Annotated in this window: 18 protein-coding genes and 1 tRNA gene; 13 read left to right on the forward strand and 6 right to left on the reverse strand. The window is 33.2% G+C overall.

Annotated elements, in window-relative coordinates:
• From M2326_RS13955 to M2326_RS14015, 13 genes are all read left to right on the forward strand, one after another.
• Nucleotides 1–348 carry an FtsL-like putative cell division protein gene (locus M2326_RS13955; RefSeq protein WP_264620162.1) on the forward strand — a complete coding sequence of 116 codons (348 nt, stop codon included), beginning with the start codon at nt 1–3 and terminating at the stop codon, nt 346–348.
• A complete protein-coding gene (locus M2326_RS13960; RefSeq protein ID WP_264620163.1) occupies nt 339–2,342 on the forward strand; it encodes a penicillin-binding protein in 2,004 nt (667 codons plus the stop codon). The genes M2326_RS13955 and M2326_RS13960 overlap by 10 nt, the downstream gene beginning before the upstream one ends.
• Before the next feature lie 42 nt (nt 2,343–2,384).
• On the forward strand, nt 2,385–3,851 hold the full coding sequence (locus M2326_RS13965) for a UDP-N-acetylmuramoyl-L-alanyl-D-glutamate--2,6-diaminopimelate ligase (RefSeq protein ID WP_264620164.1): 1,467 nt from the start codon (nt 2,385–2,387) through the stop codon (nt 3,849–3,851).
• Nucleotides 3,852–3,884: 33 nt separating this feature from the next.
• Nucleotides 3,885–5,114, forward strand: coding sequence for a phospho-N-acetylmuramoyl-pentapeptide-transferase (gene mraY / locus M2326_RS13970; RefSeq protein ID WP_264620165.1), 1,230 nt, complete (start codon nt 3,885–3,887; stop codon nt 5,112–5,114).
• Nucleotide 5,115: 1 nt separating this feature from the next.
• Nucleotides 5,116–6,447 carry a UDP-N-acetylmuramoyl-L-alanine--D-glutamate ligase gene (gene murD / locus M2326_RS13975; RefSeq protein ID WP_264620166.1) on the forward strand — a complete coding sequence of 444 codons (1,332 nt, stop codon included), beginning with the start codon at nt 5,116–5,118 and terminating at the stop codon, nt 6,445–6,447.
• A 43-nt stretch (nt 6,448–6,490) separates the two neighbouring features.
• A complete protein-coding gene (locus M2326_RS13980; protein ID WP_264620167.1) occupies nt 6,491–7,783 on the forward strand; it encodes an FtsW/RodA/SpoVE family cell cycle protein in 1,293 nt (430 codons plus the stop codon).
• A 20-nt stretch (nt 7,784–7,803) separates the two neighbouring features.
• Complete coding sequence (murG, locus tag M2326_RS13985) at nt 7,804–8,892, forward strand: undecaprenyldiphospho-muramoylpentapeptide beta-N-acetylglucosaminyltransferase (RefSeq protein WP_264620168.1); 1,089 nt, start codon at nt 7,804–7,806, stop codon at nt 8,890–8,892.
• Between the two features lie 84 nt (nt 8,893–8,976).
• Nucleotides 8,977–10,329, forward strand: a complete 1,353-nt coding sequence (gene murC, locus M2326_RS13990) for a UDP-N-acetylmuramate--L-alanine ligase (RefSeq protein ID WP_264620169.1) — start codon at nt 8,977–8,979, stop codon at nt 10,327–10,329.
• Nucleotides 10,313–11,038, forward strand: a complete 726-nt coding sequence (locus M2326_RS13995; RefSeq protein ID WP_264620170.1) for a cell division protein FtsQ/DivIB — start codon at nt 10,313–10,315, stop codon at nt 11,036–11,038. Before murC ends, M2326_RS13995 begins: the two co-directional genes overlap by 17 nt.
• Before the next feature lie 7 nt (nt 11,039–11,045).
• The gene (gene ftsA / locus M2326_RS14000; protein ID WP_264620171.1) at nt 11,046–12,440 is read left to right on the forward strand and encodes a cell division protein FtsA; all 1,395 of its coding nucleotides are present in this window, start codon (nt 11,046–11,048) and stop codon (nt 12,438–12,440) included.
• A gap of 60 nt (nt 12,441–12,500) precedes the next feature.
• A complete protein-coding gene (ftsZ, locus tag M2326_RS14005) occupies nt 12,501–14,450 on the forward strand; it encodes a cell division protein FtsZ (RefSeq protein ID WP_264620172.1) in 1,950 nt (649 codons plus the stop codon).
• A 296-nt stretch (nt 14,451–14,746) separates the two neighbouring features.
• Nucleotides 14,747–15,196: a GatB/YqeY domain-containing protein gene (locus M2326_RS14010; RefSeq protein WP_264620173.1), complete on the forward strand. Its 450-nt coding sequence runs from the start codon at nt 14,747–14,749 to the stop codon at nt 15,194–15,196.
• A 65-nt stretch (nt 15,197–15,261) separates the two neighbouring features.
• Nucleotides 15,262–15,335: transfer RNA gene (locus M2326_RS14015), tRNA-Arg, on the forward strand.
• Nucleotides 15,336–15,482: 147 nt separating this feature from the next.
• Here M2326_RS14015 and M2326_RS14020 read toward each other — a convergent pair.
• The 6 genes from M2326_RS14020 to M2326_RS14045 all read right to left on the reverse strand — a co-directional run.
• On the reverse strand, nt 15,483–16,064 hold the full coding sequence (locus M2326_RS14020; protein ID WP_264620174.1) for a hypothetical protein: 582 nt from the start codon (nt 16,062–16,064) through the stop codon (nt 15,483–15,485).
• Nucleotides 16,065–16,249: 185 nt separating this feature from the next.
• Entirely contained in the window at nt 16,250–16,729 is a 480-nt protein-coding gene (locus M2326_RS14025) for a hypothetical protein (protein ID WP_264620175.1), read from the reverse strand.
• Between the two features lie 119 nt (nt 16,730–16,848).
• Nucleotides 16,849–19,227 (reverse strand): hypothetical protein, encoded by a 2,379-nt coding sequence (locus tag M2326_RS14030; protein WP_264620176.1) that lies wholly within the window; start codon nt 19,225–19,227, stop codon nt 16,849–16,851.
• Nucleotides 19,228–19,254: 27 nt separating this feature from the next.
• Nucleotides 19,255–19,584 (reverse strand): hypothetical protein, encoded by a 330-nt coding sequence (locus tag M2326_RS14035; protein WP_108739170.1) that lies wholly within the window; start codon nt 19,582–19,584, stop codon nt 19,255–19,257.
• 4 nt (nt 19,585–19,588) lie between these two features.
• Complete coding sequence (locus M2326_RS14040; protein WP_264620177.1) at nt 19,589–19,855, reverse strand: helix-turn-helix domain-containing protein; 267 nt, start codon at nt 19,853–19,855, stop codon at nt 19,589–19,591.
• 109 nt (nt 19,856–19,964) lie between these two features.
• Nucleotides 19,965–20,685 (reverse strand): hypothetical protein (locus M2326_RS14045; protein ID WP_264620178.1); only part of this gene is annotated, 721 nt, incomplete at its 5' end.

Below are 20,685 nucleotides of genomic sequence, written 5' to 3' on the forward strand. Positions count from 1 at the left end.
ATGAAAAAAGGAATATACGGTCTGTTAAAAGCTAGATTTCTTGTCGATAAAGACGCAATGAAAAATTGGCGTTTTATCGTTTTTATAATCGTGTTAGCAATATTTATGATTGCCAATACACAGCGATTTGAACAGAAAGTATTTACGATTGCAGCACTTACAAGCGAAGTGAAAGAATTACGTTCCGAATTCGTAGATAGACGTTCTCAATTAATGAAATTAAAAATGGAATCGACGGTGTCTGAAAAGATGATAGCCAAAGAGATTTACCCTTCAACGGTTCCACCGGTAAAAATTAAGGTTAAGCAAGAAAAAGAAAAAGGTTTTTTTAAAAAATTATGGCAATAGAGGATAAAAACATATCATATAGAATGTATCTAGTGGCTTTTGTCATCTTTTTGATGGCACTTGGTATTGCTGTGAAATTGACAAATATACAATGGGTTGAGGGGGATTATTACAGGCAATTAGCCAAGGAGAGAACCGTTCGAAATTTTGTAATCCCAGCCAATAAAGGGAATATTTATTCGTCTGACGGGAGTTTATTAGCAACATCGATTCCGAATTACGCCATTCGATTTGATGCAGTTGCGCCAAAAGCAGAAACTTTCGAAAAAAATGTTGGATCACTAGCAGATTCTTTGGCTTTAATGTTAGGTAAGCCAAGTAGCTATTATCAAAATGAATTGCGTCGTGCAAGAGCCAATAATAACCGTTATTATTTGATTTCTCGCGATTTGAGTTATACAGATTATATCAAAATAAAAGGTTTCCCATTGTTTAAGTTAGGTGCTTACAAAGGTGGAATTATCGTAGAACAAAAAACAGTTAGAGAACATCCAATTGGTAAAATTGCAGAACGTACGATTGGATATGAACGTCAAACGGGTGAAACCTCTTTTGAAGGTAAAGGAATTGAATGGGCCTACCGCGATTACTTGAATGGTAAAGATGGGAATATATTAAAACAAAAAATTGCCAAAGGTCAATGGAAGCCTATCCGTGATTTAAATGAAGTAGATCCTCAGGATGGTTACGATGTTATTTCGACCATCGATGTTTATATTCAAGATATTGCACATCATGCATTATTGAAGCAATTGCAAGAATTTGAAGCAGATCACGGGTGTGTGGTTGTAATGGAGACTGAAACTGGAGCCGTAAGAGCAATAGCAAATTTAGGGAGAGCTGCTGATGGGAGTTATTATGAAACGACCAATTATGCAGTAGCTGAATCTCATGAGCCAGGTTCGACTTTTAAATTGGTCGATATGATGGCTTTGTTGGAGGATAAGGTAGCAGATACAAGTACTGTTTACGATAGTAATGGTGGAGAGGTAAGGTATTCGGGTAAAGCAGTTAGGGATTCACATAGAGGTGGTTATGGTAAAATTTCGCTAGCCCGAGGTTTTGAGCTTTCTTCTAATACGGTTATGGTGCAAGCAGTATATAATGCTTATAATGAAAATCCATCTCGTTTTGTGAATCATGTGAATTCGTATGGATTGAACAAGAAATTGAATATGGATTTCAAAGGAGAAGGAAGACCTTATATTCCACAACCTTCAAATAAAAGATGGTCCAATATATCATTGCCTTGGATGGCTTTTGGTTATGGTGTATCGGTAACTCCAATGCAAACGCTGGCATTTTATAATGCTGTTGCAAATAATGGTGTGATGGTGAAGCCTTATTTTGTTTCTGAAATTAAAGAATGGAATAAAACAATAAAGAAAGTTGAGACAGAGGTTTTAAATCCTAAAATTTGTTCACAAGAAACGATACTGAAATTAAAAGCAGTCCTCAAAAACGTAGTTAAAAAAGGAACAGGATCTAAGTTGTATTCGAAAGATTTTTCTATGGCAGGAAAAACAGGAACTGCTCAAGTTAATTATGGGAAAAATGGTGGTGCGGGCAAGTATTATGCTTCCTCTTTTGTTGGTTTTTTTCCAGCAGAACATGCAAAGTATTCTTGTATTGTTGTAGTACATAAACCAAGTACAGTAAATAATAATTATTATGGTGCTGATGTGGCAGGACCTGTCTTTAAACGTATTGCGCAAAAAATTTTTACAGACGTTCCTTCAACTAATGAAATTAAAAATATTAACAAGAAGATAGAGAAGCAAGAGAAAAGCTATAATGATTACTTTACGAGTGTGCAGAATAAGGATGAGAAAGTGCCAAATGTAAAAGGGATGCCTGGAATGGATGCTATTGCATTGTTAGAGAATCTAGGTTTGAGAGTGTCTACTAGAGGTATAGGTAAAGTAAAAAGCCAGTCCTTGGAAGTAGGTCAAAATATTATTAAAAATACAGCAATTACGCTCGAACTATTATAGTGACTTTCAATCAAATTTGGGTTTAGTGATAAAGGAAACAAAATGGAAAAATTATTAAAAGACATATTGTATAAAGTAGCAATTGAATCCATTACAGGTTCAACGGATGTTACGATCAATAAATTGGAATTCGATTCAAGAAAATTGGAAGCTCATGATGTTTTTGTTGCTATTCGTGGTGCTGTTTCAAACGGTCACGATTTTATACAAAAAGCAATTGATCTTGGTGCTACCGTAGTTGTATGCGATACGTTGCCAACAGTTATGACTGCGGGAATAACGTATGTAAAGGTAAAAGACACTAATACGGCATTGGCTTTTATGGCAGCAAATTACTTTGAAGATCCTTCAAAAGATTTAAAGCTTGTCGGTATTACTGGTACAAATGGTAAGACTACCATTGCGTCTTTATTGTTTCAATTATTTCAAAAAGCAGGATATAAAGTAGGTTTGATTTCGACTGTAAAAATAGTTGTCGATCAAGTCGAATATAAAGCAACGCATACTACGCCAGATTCTATCACAATCAATCATTATTTGACCGAAATGATAGCAGCGGGAGTAACGCATTGTTTCATGGAGGTGAGTTCTCATGGGATTCATCAAAAAAGAACAGAGGCTTTACATTTTACGGGTGGAATATTCACCAATCTTTCACACGATCACCTGGACTACCATGCAACGTTCGCAGAATATAGAGATGTAAAAAAATCATTCTTTGATAATTTACCTTCAACAGCCTTTTCGATCACCAATTTAGATGATAAAAATGGAGCGGTAATGTTGCAAAATACAGTGTCAAAAAAATGTACCTACGCTTTAAAATCATATGCCAATTATAGAGCGCAAATTCTAGAAAACCAATTGTCAGGTTTGTTGTTGAAAATCAATGAAAATGAAGTTTGGGTAAAATTAATTGGGACTTTCAATGCTTATAATTTGTTGGCTATTTATGCTGCTGGCATTGAGTTAGGGATGGATAGCTTGGAAGCGCTAAGATTGTTGTCAGATTTAGAAAGTGTTTCAGGGCGTTTTCAATTTATTGTCTCTAGTGATAATATAACTGCAATCGTAGATTACGCACATACGCCAGACGCGCTTGATAATGTTTTGAAAACCATCAATGATATTCGTACGAATAACGAACAATTGATTACGGTTGTTGGTTGTGGAGGGAATAGAGATAAAACCAAAAGACCAATGATGGGGGAAATTGCTTCTGATAAAAGTGATAAAGCCATTTTTACCTCTGATAATCCTCGTAATGAAAATCCGGATGTGATTATCACTGAAATGGAAAAAGGGGTTGCACCACATAATTACAAAAAATTATTGACTATTACCGATAGAAAACAAGCTATTAAAACAGCTTGCCAATTGGCACAAGCAAATGATATTATATTGATTGCGGGCAAAGGTCATGAAACTTATCAAGAAATAAATGGTGTTCGCCATGATTTTGATGATATGAAAACAGTAAAAGAAATTTTAGAGCAATTAGGGAAATAATTGCAGTATAAATCAACATTCAACCAATAGACTATGTTATACTATTTTTTTGAGTATTTAAATAAAACTTTAGATGTTTCTGGAACAGGAGTTTTTCAGTACATCACCTTTCGGTCGGCTTTGGCATTTATTTTATCTCTGCTTTTGTCTACAATTTACGGAAAGAGAATTATTCTTTTTTTACAAAGACAGCAAGTTGGAGAAACAGTTAGAGAATTAGGGTTAGCTGGTCAAAATGAAAAAGCGGGTACTCCAACTATGGGAGGGCTCATTATTATTTTTGCTACTTTGCTTCCTGTTTTCTTGTTTGCAAAATTGCATAACATTTATATCGTTTTGCTTATTGTGACTACATTATGGATGGGGACTATAGGCTTTATTGATGATTATATCAAAATTTTCAAAAAAGACAAAGAAGGTTTAAAAGGTATTTTTAAAGTTTTCGGTCAGGTTGGTTTGGGTTTAATTGTGGGTTATGTCCTTTATTTTAGCCCGGATGTTGTAGTTCGTACTGACACTAGTAAGAGAGATGTTTTTAAGGTAACTACAGAAAATATAATTTATCAAGCTCCTGTAGAAGAGAAATCAACAGCAACGACGATTCCATTCTTTAAAAATAACGAGTTTGATTATGCCGAATTATTAGCCTGGACAGGAGAAGGATATGAACAATGGGCTTGGTTAGTTTTTATTCCAATAGTGATTTTTATTATTACAGCGGTATCCAATGGGGCTAATTTAACGGATGGAATTGATGGTCTAGCAGCAGGAACCTCTGCGATATCGGTACTTGCACTAGGTATTTTTACGTTTCTTTCTGGGAATATTATTTTCTCTAATTATTTGAATATAATGTATATCCCTAATTCGGGAGAAATGACAGTTTTTATATCTGCATTTGTAGGGGCTCTTGTTGGGTTTCTTTGGTATAATTCCTATCCCGCATCTGTTTTTATGGGAGATACAGGAAGTTTAACCATTGGAGGAATCATAGCAGTATTAGCGATAGCAGTAAGGAAAGAGATGTTGATTCCATTATTATGCGGAATCTTTTTGGTTGAAAATTTTTCTGTGGTAATTCAAGTTTTTTACTTTAAATACACTAAGAAACGATTTGGAGTTGGACGGAGAATATTTTTAATGTCGCCATTGCATCACCATTATCAAAAAAAGGGCTACCATGAAAGCAAGATTGTAACTCGATTTTGGATTGTTGCCATCCTATTAGCTATTTTATCTATTGTGACATTAAAACTAAGATAATATGAGATTAGTAGTTTTAGGAGGAGGAGAAAGTGGAGTTGGTTCAGCCATCTTGGGTAAAAAGAAGGGATATGATGTTTTTGTATCAGATTTTGGAAAAATAAAAGAAAAATATCGAAAAGTTCTTATAGATAATGAAATAGAATGGGAAGATGAAAAGCATACACAGGATTTAATTCTCAATGCCGATGTAGTCATGAAAAGCCCAGGGATTCCAGATAAAGCGCCAATAATTAAAAAGCTGCACGAAAAAGGAATTTCAGTAATTTCTGAAATTGAATTTGCGGCTCCCTTTACCAAAGCAATTACGATTGGGATTACCGGTAGTAACGGAAAGACAACGACCACAATGCTAACGCATCACTTGTTAAAATCGGCAGGATTGAATGTTGGTTTAGGAGGGAATATTGGCAAAAGTTTTGCCTGGCAAGTAGCCGAAGAAAAATATGATACCTATGTTTTGGAGTTGAGTAGCTTTCAACTAGATGGAATTATAAATTATAGGCCTCATATTGCGATTATTACCAATATAAGCCCCGATCATTTAGATCGATACGAATACAAATATGAAAATTATATTGCTTCAAAGTTTAGGATCACTATGAACCAAACAGAAGAAGATTATCTAATTTACGATGCAGATGATGAAGCAATAACAAATTGGTTACAGAATAATAAAACAAAAGCAAAACTAATCCCTTTTTCGTTGACACAAACATTCGATGACGGGGCCTTTATACAAAACAACAACATGGAAGTAAAAATCAATCAAGACGAGTTTAAAATGGAAACAGAAACAATGGCGCTTGAGGGAAAACATAATATGAAAAATGCTATGGCATCTAGTTCAGTAGCAAGTATATTGCAAATTCGTAAGTCGACAATTCGTGAAAGTATGTCAAACTTTCAAGGGGTTGAACACCGTTTGGAAAAAGTACTTAAAATTCAAAATGTACAATACATTAATGATTCGAAAGCAACCAACGTCAATGCTGTTTATTTTGCTTTAGATTCTATGAAAACGCCAACGGTTTGGATTGTTGGAGGAGTAGATAAAGGGAATGATTATAATGAATTGATGTCATTAGTTCGTGAAAAAGTAAAAGCAATCATTTGTTTAGGTGTTGACAATAAAAAAATTATTGATGCTTTTGGTAATGTGGTTGACATGATGGTTGAGGTTACAACTATGAATGAAGCCGTTAGGATGGCACAGCGATTAACTGAAAAAGGAGATGCTGTATTATTGTCACCTGCTTGTGCTAGTTTTGATTTGTTCGAAAGCTACGAGGATAGGGGAAATCAATTCAAACGTGCCGTTCAAAATTTATAAAATAAAATAACAAAACAAGTAGCTAAAGATAATACAGTAGAAAATGAAACAATTTTTAAACAATTTAAAAGGTGATAAGGGGATTTGGTCCTTTGTGGCTTTGTTGGCTTTGTTTTCGTTTATGCCTGTTTTTAGTGCTAGTAGTAACTTAGCCTATTTAGGTCATGGAACAGGTAATACGTTAGGGTATTTGTTGAAGCATTTGGGGCATATCGGTTTTGGGTTTGCTATTATTTATGCAGTACATACGGTTCCATATCTTTATTTTAGATCTATATCCAAGGTTTTATTACCTGTTGTTTGGGTGATATTGGCTATTACTATGATCAAAGGAACGGTTATTGGAGGGGCTAATGCGAGTCGATGGTTGCAAATTCCGTTTATTGGCATATCCTTTCAACCTTCTGCATTTGCTGCTTTGGTTTTATACGTTTTTGTAGCACGATATTTGTCTAAAAAGAGAGAAGTTCCAATTGAATTTAAGAGTTCTTTGAAGGAGCTTTGGGGGCCAGTTTTTATTACATTGGTGTTTATTCTTCCTTCGAATTTCTCGACTACAGCGTTGATTTTTGCTATGGTGGTCGTGTTAGTTTTTATTGGTAAGTATCCATTAAAGTACTTAACTTATATTATCGGTTCAGGGATTGTCTTTTTGGCTTTTTTTGTTTTATTAGCGAAAGCTTTTCCAGAGGCTAAATTTTTTAGTAGAGTGAGTACATGGGAAAGTAGGATAGAAAGTTATACTACCAACAAGCCAGAAGAAGATGATTACCAGATTGAAAAAGCTAAAATTGCCATCGCCTCTGGAAAAATATATGGATTAGGACCAGGTAAAAGTGTTCAGAAGAACTTTTTACCACAATCTTCTTCTGATTTTATCTATGCAATTATTGTTGAGGAATATGGGTTAGTTGGTGGATTTGGAGTATTGATATTGTATTTGTTGTTGTTGTTTCGATTTGTTGTAGCGGCACATATGGCAAATACACTCTTTGGGAAGTTGGTGGTGATAGGTCTAGGATTTCCAATGATTTTTCAGGCCATGATTAACATGGCAGTTGCAGTAGAATTACTCCCAGTTACGGGGCAAACCTTGCCATTAATTAGTAGTGGGGGTACCTCAATCTGGATGACTAGCATTGCACTTGGAATCATAATTAGCGTCACAAAGAAAGAAGAGGAGATCCTAGAAGAACAGAAAAAATCTGCCAAAAGAGAAGAAGCATTGCAGAAAATGATTGATGAACACTTGCAAGCAGAGGAGAATGAAAATAATGAGTCTTATTCTATTGAAGATAAAGTAGGGAATCCGATGGATGCTGTTGCTAATAAATAATACTAATAAAATTTTATATTATGAAAACCTATAAATTCATATTAAGTGGCGGAGGAACAGGTGGGCATATTTACCCAGCAGTTGCGATTGCAAATGAATTAAAATTGCGTTTTCCAAATGCAGAATTCCTTTTTGTAGGTGCTCAGGATAAAATGGAAATGCAAAAAGTACCGCAAGCGGGATATAAAATTAAAGGTTTGTGGATTGCTGGTTTGCAAAGAAAACTGACTTTGCAAAACTTAATGTTTCCTGTAAAACTTATTGATAGTCTATTGAAAAGCCGACGAATTATAAAAGAATTTAAGCCTGATATTGCAATTGGTACTGGTGGTTTTGCTAGTGGTCCTTTATTGCAAATGGCAAATATGATGGGGATACCAACCGTAATACAAGAACAAAATTCTTTTCCGGGAATAACTAATAAACTGTTGAGTAAAAAGGCAAGCGCCATTTGTGTGGCTTATGAAAATTTAGAGAGGTTTTTTCCTGAAGACAAAATGATTTTGACGGGTAATCCAGTACGTCAAGACTTAATAACTATTGAGAGTAAACGTGAAGAGGCTATTGCTCATTTTCATTTAGATAAAAATAAAAAAACATTGTTGGTTTTAGGTGGTAGTCTAGGAGCGAGAAGAGTTAATCAATTAATCGAAAAAGAATTGGAGGCTATTATTGGTCAAGGAGTTCAAATAATCTGGCAATGTGGAAAACTTTATTTCGAGGAATATAAAAAATTTAATTCAGCGCAAGTTCAAGTGATGGCATTTATTGAACGCATGGATTTGGTATATGCAGGAGCAGATATGATTATATCTCGTGCAGGTGCTTCGTCAGTTTCAGAGTTATGTATTGTAGGTAAACCAGTAATTTTTATTCCGTCTCCAAACGTAGCAGAAGATCATCAAACCAAAAATGCCAAGGCTATTGTTGATAAAGAAGGTGCTTTGTTATTAAAAGAGTACGAACTAAATGAATTGTTTGCAGTAGTTTTTCAGAATTTACTACATGATGAGCAAAAGCAAAAGCAATTAAGTAACAATATAAAGCTATTGGCTAGGCCAAATGCTACAAAAATGATTGTAGATAAAATAGAAGAATTAATAAAATAACAGAAAATTAAAAGTCGAAAATCAAATAATCAAAAACAGTTGAAATTTGAATTTTGTAATTGAGTTTTATAATTGAATCAGGATATGAATTTAAATCAAATACATAACGTCTTTTTTGTTGGAATCGGTGGGATTGGTATGAGTGCATTGGCGCGATATTTTAAAAATATTGGCAAGAATGTTTCAGGATACGATAAAACACCTACGATTTTAACGTCGGAGTTAATTGAAAACGGAATCGATATTCATTTTGAAGACCGTATAGATTTGATTCCGTCAAACTTCTATTCCGAAAACACTTTGGTGATTATTACGCCAGCAGTACCCAAAGCACATTCGCAATGGAATTATTTTTTGGAACGTAATTATAAAGTATTGAAACGCGCAGAGGTACTAGGGTTAATTACCAAAGACACTTTTTGCTTTGCTGTTGCAGGGACACACGGTAAAACAACTACCTCTAGTATTTTGGGACATATTCTGTTTGAAAGTGGTGTGGATGTTACTGCCTTTATTGGTGGAATTGTAGAGAACTATAATTCAAATTTAATTGGAAGCGGTAAAACTGTAACTGTAGTTGAGGCAGATGAGTTTGATCGTTCTTTTTTGTATTTACATCCTGATATTGCTTGCGTAACTTCAATGGATGCGGATCACTTGGATATCTATGGTACTAGCGAAGAGATTGAAAAGTCATTTGTAGAATTTGCCGATAAGGTAGAAGATAAAAATAATTTGATTGTTACCAAAGAATTGCCTCTAGAAGGAATTACGGTGGCAGTAAATGAAGAGGCAGTTTATAGTGCTATTAATGTTCGAATTGAGGATAGTAGTTATGTATTCGATATTAGGACACCAAAGGGAGTTTTAAAAGACTTTCGTTTTGCATTACCAGGAAGGCACAATTTGATGAATGCATTGATGGCAGTGGCCATGGCGGATATATATGGTACGCCAGTTGATGCAATTGCCTCGGCATTGGCTTCTTTCAAAGGAATACGAAGACGTTTTTCTTATCAAGTTAAAACAGATAAATTAGTTTATATTGATGATTATGCACATCATCCTACAGAAATAAACGCAGTACATCAAGCAGTGCGAGAATTGTATCCTGGTAAAAAAGTGTTGGCTATTTTTCAGCCACACTTATTTAGCAGAACAAATGATTTTGCAGATGATTTTGCAAAAAGCCTATCAGTATTTGATGAAACTATTTTGATGGAGATTTACCCTGCTAGGGAGTTGCCAATGGAAGGTGTTACTGCCACTTGGTTGATGGGTAAAATGGCTTCTGAAAATAAAAAATTAGTTGCTAAAGAAGATTTAATTGCTGCTATATTGAATAGTGACGCATCGATAATTGTTACAATTGGTGCAGGAGATGTAGGAGAAATGGTTGGAACTATTAAAAAGGCACTAAATGAAAAAGTTTTTTAGTTTAGAGAATACAAGATTAATTCTTATGTTTTTGGTAGTTATTTTTTTATTTTCATTTACATCAAATCGAAATGGTAGTCGAAATTTAACTAAATCGACCGTGGTTTTTATCGGAGAAAACACACTGTTTGTCGATAGGGAAACGGTTAATAAATTGTTAATAGAAAATAAGAATAATGCTTCAAGTATTCAAAAAGAAAATTTAGCTTTGAACAAGTTAGAAAACATCTTGGATTCAAATGAGATGATTGAGAAATCAGACGTGTTTGTAAGTGTTGATGGTGTTCTAAAAGCAGTTGTAAAACAAAAGACTCCGGTCGCAAGGGTTTGTGATGGGAACCGGTCTTTTTATATTGGTTATGAGGGTACTAGGATGCCTTTGTCTGATAATTTTACTGCTAGAGTTCCTCTTGTTTCTGGACGAATTAATGAACAGAATAAGGAAAAATTAGCCGATTTATTTCGCGTAATTTATGACGATGATTTTTTGAAAAAGAACATCATTGCAATCGAAATTATGCCCAATGGTAGCTTAAAAATGCTCAATAGAGATTTTAATTATCTAATAGATTTTGGAAGTGTGATTAATGTAGAGCGAAAATTTAAGAATTATAAGGCTTTTTTTCAAAAGGCTGTTTTAGATAGTTCATTGTATAATTATAAGAAAATTGACCTTAGGTTTACACAACAGGTAGTTTGTACAAAATAATAGATTAATGGAAAAAGAGAACATTGCAGTAGGTCTTGATATTGGGACAACCAAGATTGTTGCCATGATTGGTAAAAAGAACGAGTATGGTAAACTCGAAATTTTAGGAGTAGGAAAATCTAAAAGTTTAGGCGTAGCTCGTGGTGTTGTAAATAATATTACACAAACGATTCAGTCTATTCAGCAAGCAGTTCAAGAAGCCGAAACAAATTCGGGTTACAAGATAAAAGATGTTGTAGTTGGGATTGCAGGACAACATATTCGTAGTATTCAGCATACCGATTATATTAGTAGAAATAATCCTGAAGAAGTGATTGGTGAAGCTGATATTCAAATGTTGATCGATCAAGTGAATAAATTAGCCATGTTGCCTGGTGAAGAAATTATTCACGTATTGCCACAAGAATTTAAAATTGATGGGCAATCTGAAATAAAAGAACCAATAGGAATGTATGGCGGAAGACTAGAATCTAGTTTTCATGTCGTTGTAGGACAAGCTTCGTCTATACGTAATGTAGGGCGTTGTATTCAAAGTTCGGGTATCGAATTGTCAGGTTTGACATTAGAGCCTTTAGCATCATCAGATGCTGTTTTAAGTCAAGAAGAAAAAGAAGCAGGTGTAGCACTAATTGATATAGGTGGTGGAACCACAGATTTGGCGATTTTTAAGGATGGAATCATTCGCCATACGGCAGTTATCCCTTTTGGTGGTAATGTGATTTCAGATGATATCAAAGAAGGATGTTCGATTATCGAGAAACAAGCAGAACTTTTAAAAGTGAAATTTGGATCTGCTTGGCCAGGGGAAAATAGAGATAACGAAATCGTTTCTATCCCTGGATTAAGAGGAAGAGAACCAAAAGAAATTTCGCTTAAGAATTTGTCAAAAATCATTCATGCAAGAGTAGTTGAGATTATTGAACAAGTTTTTAACGAAATCAAAGCATATGGTCATGAAGATCCACGCAAAAAGTTGATTGCTGGAATTGTATTAACTGGTGGAGGAGCACAGCTCAAGCACATCAAGCAATTAGTAGAATACATTACTGGAATGGATACTAGAATTGGATATCCTAATGAGCATTTAGCAGGGGATTCAGATGAAGAGTTTTCTAGTCCTTTATATGCAACAGCTGTTGGATTAGTAATGAACAGTATTGAAAATAAAACGCAAAGTGCAGTTAGAATAGAAGAATTAGTCGTGCCAAAGCAAAGAGCTACCTTTCATCGTGAACCTGTAGCTCCTGTAGCTGTTGAGGAATATGAAGAAGAGGAAGAAGAAGTAGAAGAACGTACTGCTCCAAAAGAAAAGAAGAGTGAATCTACAGGAGATAAGATCAAAAGAACATTTTTTGATCGTTATGTAGACAAGATTAAAGACTTTTTGGATAACGCAGAATAAGGGTTTTACCCAAAAATAGAATAAAGCAATAACAGTAATAAATATCAAAAACCAAATAAAATGGAGAGCAACTCAGAATTTGGAAGTATTTCATTTGATTTACCAAAAAATCAATCAAATGTAATAAAAGTAATAGGTGTAGGTGGAGGTGGTAGCAATGCGATCAATCACATGTTTCAACAAGGAATAAAAGGAGTGGATTTTATCGTTTGTAATACTGATTCTCAGGCATTACAAAATAGTTCTGTACCAAATAAAATTCAGTTGGGGGTAAACCTAACAGAAGGTTTGGGAGCAGGAGCCAATCCAGATGTAGGGCAACAATCTGCTATAGAGAGTATTGCTGACATTGAAAAAATGTTAGACCGTAATACAAAAATGGTTTTTATTACCGCTGGTATGGGTGGTGGTACTGGTACAGGTGCTGCGCCAGTAATCGCACAATTGGCCAAAGAAAGAGAGATCTTGACAGTTGGTATTGTAACTCTACCTTTTACTTTTGAAGGGAAAGTACGTCATCAACAAGCATTATTAGGTATAGAAAAATTACGTAAACAAGTTGATTCTTTAATTGTTATCAATAATAATAAATTAAGAGAAGTATACGGTAATCTTGGTTTCAAAGCAGGGTTCTCAAAAGCAGATGAAGTTTTAGCAACAGCCTCAAGAGGAATTGCTGAAGTTATTACCCATCACTATACTCAAAATATCGATTTACGTGATGCAAAAACAGTTTTGTCAAATAGTGGAACTGCGATCATGGGATCATCTATTTCTGAAGGTGAAAATAGAGCAAAAGACGCTATTGTTTCTGCATTAGATTCTCCATTATTAAACGATAATAAAATTACTGGTGCCAAAAACGTATTGTTGCTCATCGTTTCTGGTTCTAATGAAATAACTTTGGATGAAATAGGTGAAATAAATGACCATATTCAAACAGAAGCAGGTCATAATGCTAATATTATTATGGGAGTTGGTGAAGACGAAAGTCTTGGTGATGCTATTGCAGTAACTATTATTGCGACCGGTTTTGATATCGAACAGCAAAACGGAATTGTAAATACAGAGCCAAAAAAAATTATCCACACTCTTGAAGACGAACAAAGAAGTGTACATAATTTATCTCAAAATACCTTATCAGGTTTTGATTTGAATGCTGAACTTCCTGTCGCAAATAAAGATGAGAATAAAAGAATCGTTTTCGAATTAACCGATGATGAGGTGAAGCCAGAACCAGTAGCTGTTGCTCCAAAAGTAAATCCAATTCCAGAAAATGATGACTTAGTGGACATGTCAGAATTTATTAAGAATTTGGATGTAACCTTTGAGATTGTTTCACCAATCAAAGACATTGAATTTACTTTTACACAACCAAGAGTAGCTACTAAGACTGTTCAAACAAGAACAGTTGAAAGACAAGAACAAGCTGTTTTTACTTTTGATTTGCCTATAGAAAAACCTAAAGCTGTAGTTAAAGAAGAAGAAAATGTTGTATTCGAATTAACTCCAGAAACTCGTGAAATCAAAGTTAATGAGCCTGTGCAGTTTGTTCCAGTAACTGAGTTGTCAGAGAACGGAATCATTAAATATTCTCTAGAGGAATATATGGATAAGGAAAATGAAATTATGTCTTCTAAGCCTGTTGCAAAAGTAATTGAAGAAGAAATTCCAGCTGAGCTAAACATCACAATGAAAGCAGTTGATTCTTCTCAAAAAGAAGAAGTGAAATTCGAAGATATTTCTCCAATGGAAATGACTATCGAAGATACTTTGAGGATGAGAGCTGATGAAAGAAGGAAAAAATTAAAAGAATTCAACTATAAATTCCATAATAATGTTTCTAAAGTTGAAGAGTATGAAAAAGAACCAGCTTACAAAAGATTGGGAATAGACATTTCAAATCAGCAAACCAATAATGCTAATTCACGCATTTCGGTAGGAACAGATAGTAACAATGATTTGCAGTTAAGATCTAATAATTCGTTTTTACACGATAACGTAGATTAATACGTAAACATCGATAATAGTTAACCCGAAAATTACATTTAATTTTCGGGTTATTTTTTTTATCTTCGCACGACTATATCTTACAGAAGATTTTTTGAGCCCAATCCAGCTGTCTGTTTAAAGATTTTATCGAAAAATAATTTTTCTTAGTATTTAAAAGAGCTTCCTTTGGTCGCTTTTTAAACCTTAGGAAACATCCATTTTCTCTCAAAATGCTTTTCACTACCATCTGGGGCAATAATAAAGTAGACACTATATAGTTTTTAGAATTTTAGTAAAAAATAAATCACATAATTATGAGTTTAGCAGTAAACATCATGGACGATATTAAAACCGCCATGAAAGCCAAAGATACCGTTGCATTAGAAGCATTAAGAGCAATCAAATCTGAATTGTTATTAGCGCAAACTGCAACCGGTACCAAAGAAGAGATTTCTGAAGACGAAGAAGTAAAGTTGTTACAACGTTTAGTAAAAACTAGAAAAGAAAGCGCTAGAATCTTCACAGAACAAAACCGCTTAGACTTAGCAGAACCAGAATTGGCTCAAATTGCAGTAATCGAAAAATTCTTACCAGCACAATTAAGTGAAACAGAGGTAGAGGCAGTAATCGCAAAAATCATTGCCGAAACCGGAGCATCAGGAATTGCTTCTATGGGAAAAGTAATGGGGCTAGCATCTGCACAACTAGGAGGAACAGCAGAAGGAAAAGTTATTTCTTCGATAGTTAAGAAGTTGTTGGTATAATAGAAGAGTAGTTGATCAACGGTTTTAAGGTAACAATCTAAAAACCGTTCATCAAAAAATATTTTGGCTGTGTAGTTCAACTGGATAGAATATCAGATTTCGACTCTGAGGGTTGCAGGTTCGAACCCTGTCGCGGCCACAAAAAGTACCTATTTATAAGGCTTCGCAAATGTTTTGCTACGCATTTGCTACACTTTGCTAAAAAACGTCTTATTTCTTTATGATTTAAGACGTTTTTTTATGATTCCTTTATCATTTCAATCTACTTAATACTACTTTAGATTAATTACCTCATCATTAATCGTTCAAGTGTACCGCTGGGAAACCTATCTGCTAATTGAATTCTATTTTCAAATTTTAAAAACCTCTTAGTAGGCTTCCCATTATAATGAGTTTTAAAGTATTTTTTATATCGTTCTTGGTAAACCGCATCAGGAACAAAGGCTTTATCAAAAATTGCGGTTAACTCTCTGTGCTTTTTGGATTCTGTTTGCTTTTGATATATCATATTGAACGCTGTACGGTGCAAAAACATTCCGCTATCTAAATATAGCTTTCTACAAAGTTTGTGCGTTATAGGGCATTTAAAATAATACAAATATCCTTTACCTAAATTTGAAGGAACTTCAATAATTTTGACTTTGTAGTTTTTAGGTTCTCCATTGGCTGTATAATCTAATGTGATATATTTTTCAGAATCCTTGAATGTAATTTGTATGCCTATTTTTGAATGAACTTCATCGTTTCTGCTCCAGCTAATAACTCCCGACCTACTACCTTTCGTGAAATAATTCCATTCTTTTAATTTGGTTGTGCTTATTGTCAAACAATCATCAACATTTTTATTAAAGTTTGCTGGTCTTGGCATAGTTTTGTCTTTTCTGTGAAACCTAAATTACTAGGGAATATTGCGGTATAAATATAATCTATTAATTACTAAAAACTGATTGTTTTTAGTTATATTTGTTTTGGTTTTATACAATGCCTGTGTAAACTATTTGAACAAAAAAAAGGCGCTCCGTCATGGTGCGCCTTTTATGATTAAAATATATTTTACCAATTATCTTTTTCTTTGTCGGTTTTGATAAATAAATTAAGATAATGATTATGAAGATTTTCAGTAATATTAAAACCCATTGGGGAAGCTCTTATTGTTCCGTTATTTTTAATCATTAGAGTTTCAAAGGAAATTAAATCTTCTGGCATTGAAGAAACACCTCCAAAGTTAATGGCTATTTGAGGTGGAATAATTTTTATATTGTAAATTGTTACTCTGTATTTATCTTGTTTTTTTTGAATTTTAAATTCTGCTATCTGTTCATGTAGCTTTTTATCATTGAAATTAGTTCTTTTTATATTACCTGTTGAATCGGTTATAAAGTGTAATTTAAGATTTTGCTTAAGATTTACAATATCTAGTGTGTCTTCATAAACCCATTGCCAAATTATTGTATTTTTATCTATTTTAAAATTGGGATTTTGAGCATTGATTGCCCCGTTTATAAGTAGCAAAAGTAGTAGTCCTTTTTTCATGTTTTTTAAATGTTTCTTCTCATGTAATAAACGATTTATATTATACTTAGTCAATACCCACTTTTAGTGATATTTAAAGCGTAAAAATAAAGCGCTCCACAATAGAACGCCTTAAAAATTTAATCAAAATCAATCTCAGGAAGTTTATATTTTTCTTTTGGCTTTTCGCTCGAAATAGCGGTTGTACTAACCTTGTCTAATCCGTGAAATTTTAAATATTCATTAAAGAACGTTTCCCCTCTATCGTTTGCTTTTTCTATGTCTATTTGATTAAAAATACTGTTTCTTAAATCAGTTTCAAAAATATTTTGTAAATCTGAAATTACAGGGATTTCTTTTGATATTATGGTTTTGTATCTTGAATCAAATTCAATTTCTCCAGCGCTACAATCCAAATATTCTGTGTTGTCAATTAACCGCAATAAATCAGTTTTTAATTCTGTGATTGTTTGTGCATCCTTTTTAATATTCAAGTCAGTATTTTGGCCAGCAACATCGCAAAGAATTATAAATAAATGTTTTGCTTTCTCTCGGTTACAAACTAACTTATTCAAGGCAATTAACTCTTTTTCATATTTTGCAATTCCTTTCTTTATAAAAGCGTTTTGCTGTTGTTTTTTTAACGATATTGACTTTATAGTGAGGCTCTTTATAGGTGTTAAATAAAGAGGTTCACTCTTAACTGTTTTTCGTTTGGTTCTGCTTCTTCCTGTGCATAAAATATTAAATATTCTTACTATTGCATAGCTCAATAAATTGTTTTTTTTATGCCCTGTAAATACTGTATTATCAATGTATGAAAAATCATTGTTGGTTAATCGCTCTAGCATCAAATCAAATAATTCTAAATAATTGCAATTAATTGTTACTAGCTTTTTTGCTTCATTCATAGCATTGAGAAAGTCAATTTTCTTTTTAAAAGTCATGTTTTCAGTTATATCATAATCTCTACTTTTTGATATTATCAAAGAAGGATTTATGGCTTTAAATTTTGATTGTAAGGCACGGACATTAAAAATATAATTTGAATGTTGTCTAATATGGCGTAGTATCAAAAATCTATGAACAGGGTTTAAGTAACTGCTATTATTGAGAGCTAGCAAAGTATTAAACATAATAGTACACTTGCCTATAAATTGGTAGTAATCAATATTATATTCATTTAAATTAAAGCTTGCACTTATGTATTCAAACTTTGATTTGTAGAACTTAAAACCGTTAGAAATTCCTTTTACTTCAGGTTTTGCAAAATCATGTTTGCTAATCAAATTTAAACCTCTAGGAATAGAATTGATGTAAGCAAAATTTAATCTTTTATTACTTACTTTAAAATATTCTTTTAGAATTGGGCGGTTTAGTTCTTTAATTCCAAAGTCACAATTTGGTGGAACTTGTAATATTTGAGGTCTGTTTTTATCATCTATAAATATAATCGCATCGTGAAGCCTTGCACCTTGTTTTAAATCATTCATTGTTGTAAAATTGTTAATTGCCAATGATTCGTATTCTGTCATAGCAAAAATAAATTTTCTGTTACTGTCATGTGTAAATGATATAAGTATTTTACATTGTTCAGGTGTATAACCGCAATCCATAAAGAAAGCGGTTGTTTCTTTTATGCTTTTGTATTTTCCACTATTACAAACGCTGTTAAATAAAATTTTAGCTTCTCCTCTTGTTATTTTTTTAGCCTTCATAAGATTGTTGTAAACGTGGTCTTTTAACGTTGCTCCAGCTTCTATGTCTAAGAAAGTAGGGAAGGCGCTTTTAATATCACATTCGATAATTTTAAATGGTGCTAACATTCTCAATTGTCGGGAAGTTTTAACTAAAGGATTGTAAATTCTATCATGTTTTGTTGATATAACAAAATGTTTTGTTGAAAGCTTTCGTTCACTACATATTAAAAATAATATTCCATAATACCATTGGTTTACTAGTGTGAATCCATTTATTGGAATCCGTTTGCTTTTTCTGCTGTCAATGTCACCATATTTTTTTTCTAAATAATTTCGATCAAAATTATAGTTTTCAATTGGTAGCTTTTCGCCTGTGCTTATGTAGTGGTTCACGTAATCAATATGCTGGTGGTGTCCAAAATACGACGAATTAAAGAACCATGCACTTTGTATAATTAACCAGCAATCTTTAAAATAAGGTGCGTCTTTCATTGAAACAAAAACTACATCTATTTCGTGAATTGCGGTGTATGGTGTAAAGTTATTTGCATCAAAAAAACCTTTGACCATTTCGAGCGTATAATATTCATCTTTTATTTTATCCGTGAATATCTCAGAATAAAAGTAAGCCATTGCCAAAAGTGTAATGTCTGAAAATGGAATACCAAAGTTGTCTTTATTATCGCCTTTCATATCATGTAAAGAGGTAATAAATTCAACTTCGATATTATTCGAAATACGATTTTGTATATCGGTTTTTAAATTAGAATTATTGAAAAAATCTAACTTAATCCATTCAGCAATATAGGTTTTTGGCACGGCTGGTGTAGTTGCCGTGTCCATTTCCTATTCTCTTTTATTTACTTTGAATAAAAATGTATTTGTGGTCAATAAATGTGCAAGGTGTCCTGTGTACTTACAAATTTCCTTTTTATCTGACTGCTCCAGCAAACCTTCTTTCTCGAGTTGGCGTTTGTACCTACACATTGCCTCAATGTTTAAATCAAAGGCGGTGCAAATTGCTTTTTTTGTGACTGGTTGCACTTTTAGTGCTTTGTAGAAAATAACCGTTTCAGGAAGATTTTTAAAAACCAAATAATCACTAATGTAAAATTTCAAAACGCTGGTTCTTACATAATCGATGTACTGTTGTGCCTGTGTGTTTCTATTTTTCATAATGCTAATGATTAATAGGTTTCACGGCTTCCAATACTTCAGAACGCTTGTAAAATACTTTGTTTCCTATGCCGTAGCTTTTTAGCTTACCGCTTTTAGTGTGCTTCCAAAGTGAAGTTTTATTGAAAGACAGTAATTTGCAAACTTCATCCCTTGTAAGTAAGGGATTTTCGAGTTGCTGTTGTTCTAATGGTGTTTGGGTTTCAAACAATGGTTTTAGAGCTTCGGCTAGTTGCTCTATTGTGTAGCCTTGAATTAAAATTTGATTCATTGTGCTTCTTTAAAAGTGAAACACAAGATTCAAAATTGATTAGGGTGGCAAAAAAGGGCTGTATCAGGTATATTTTAGGTATACTTTAGGTATAAGGTGCTAAAATCAATTATCGACCGTCAAATTGTCGTTCGAGTGAATTCAAAATGCCTATTTCTGTATCTTCATATTGGAATTGTGCAACCTGAAATTTTTTAATTTCAACATTGTAATTTGATATTAAAAAAACTTTAAAATCTTTTTGAAAAAATCGAAATACGTATTTCTTCTTGTCAATTTCGTTCTTCATAAACTTAAAAATATTGTTGTATTTAACTTTTCCTTCCTTTTCGTAATTCTCTACCAAGTACAAAAATAATTCATAACCTTTTTGGTTAAAGTGGTTTACATTAAAAGTCTGCTTTTTGTTCTCAGTCTCCTCATTTGCTTTGATATTTGTATCATTAGAATTTGTTATGTTTTGACTGTTTATTGTTTTGTACTTATCAGTTAAAATAAAGTTTAGTTCTTCAATAATGTCTGTGTAAATAAATGTTGTTTCGAAATTTTCAAAATTAAATCGATTAAAAAAGTACTTTGTTTGGTAGCTTACAATTTCAAAATTATTTGGTTCAATTTCTCTAATTTCATAAAATGTAAAATAAAAATTGCAAAAATGAATTTCACCATCATTAAGTATAGGTTCAGGAATGGGGATATTAGTTAACGAATTATTTAATTCTTCTAAACTTTTTATTGGTTCTTCGCCTAAATTAGTGGAAATTAAAAAAACCATGTAATTTTGGGGGATGGAATTAGATGGATTAGGAATTTTGTTAGGAGTTAAATCT

This window comes from Flavobacterium psychraerolatum, from assembly GCF_025960985.1.
Classification (GTDB): domain Bacteria; phylum Bacteroidota; class Bacteroidia; order Flavobacteriales; family Flavobacteriaceae; genus Flavobacterium.

Coding starts and splice junctions, on each gene's coding strand:
- M2326_RS13960 (WP_264620163.1), top strand. CDS start 339: ATGGCAATAGAGGATAAAAACATATCATATAGAATGTATCTAGTGGCT.
- M2326_RS13995 (WP_264620170.1), top strand. CDS start 10,313: ATGAAAAAGTTTTTTAGTTTAGAGAATACAAGATTAATTCTTATGTTT.
- murG (WP_264620168.1), top strand. CDS start 7,804: ATGAAAACCTATAAATTCATATTAAGTGGCGGAGGAACAGGTGGGCAT.
- mraY (WP_264620165.1), top strand. CDS start 3,885: ATGTTATACTATTTTTTTGAGTATTTAAATAAAACTTTAGATGTTTCT.
- M2326_RS14035 (WP_108739170.1), bottom strand. CDS start 19,584: ATGAAAAATAGAAACACACAGGCACAACAGTACATCGATTATGTAAGA.
- M2326_RS14025 (WP_264620175.1), bottom strand. CDS start 16,729: ATGAAAAAAGGACTACTACTTTTGCTACTTATAAACGGGGCAATCAAT.
- M2326_RS13980 (WP_264620167.1), top strand. CDS start 6,491: ATGAAACAATTTTTAAACAATTTAAAAGGTGATAAGGGGATTTGGTCC.
- M2326_RS13965 (WP_264620164.1), top strand. CDS start 2,385: ATGGAAAAATTATTAAAAGACATATTGTATAAAGTAGCAATTGAATCC.
- M2326_RS14040 (WP_264620177.1), bottom strand. CDS start 19,855: ATGAATCAAATTTTAATTCAAGGCTACACAATAGAGCAACTAGCCGAA.
- M2326_RS14010 (WP_264620173.1), top strand. CDS start 14,747: ATGAGTTTAGCAGTAAACATCATGGACGATATTAAAACCGCCATGAAA.
- ftsA (WP_264620171.1), top strand. CDS start 11,046: ATGGAAAAAGAGAACATTGCAGTAGGTCTTGATATTGGGACAACCAAG.
- murD (WP_264620166.1), top strand. CDS start 5,116: ATGAGATTAGTAGTTTTAGGAGGAGGAGAAAGTGGAGTTGGTTCAGCC.
- M2326_RS14020 (WP_264620174.1), bottom strand. CDS start 16,064: ATGCCAAGACCAGCAAACTTTAATAAAAATGTTGATGATTGTTTGACA.
- murC (WP_264620169.1), top strand. CDS start 8,977: ATGAATTTAAATCAAATACATAACGTCTTTTTTGTTGGAATCGGTGGG.
- M2326_RS13955 (WP_264620162.1), top strand. CDS start 1: ATGAAAAAAGGAATATACGGTCTGTTAAAAGCTAGATTTCTTGTCGAT.
- ftsZ (WP_264620172.1), top strand. CDS start 12,501: ATGGAGAGCAACTCAGAATTTGGAAGTATTTCATTTGATTTACCAAAA.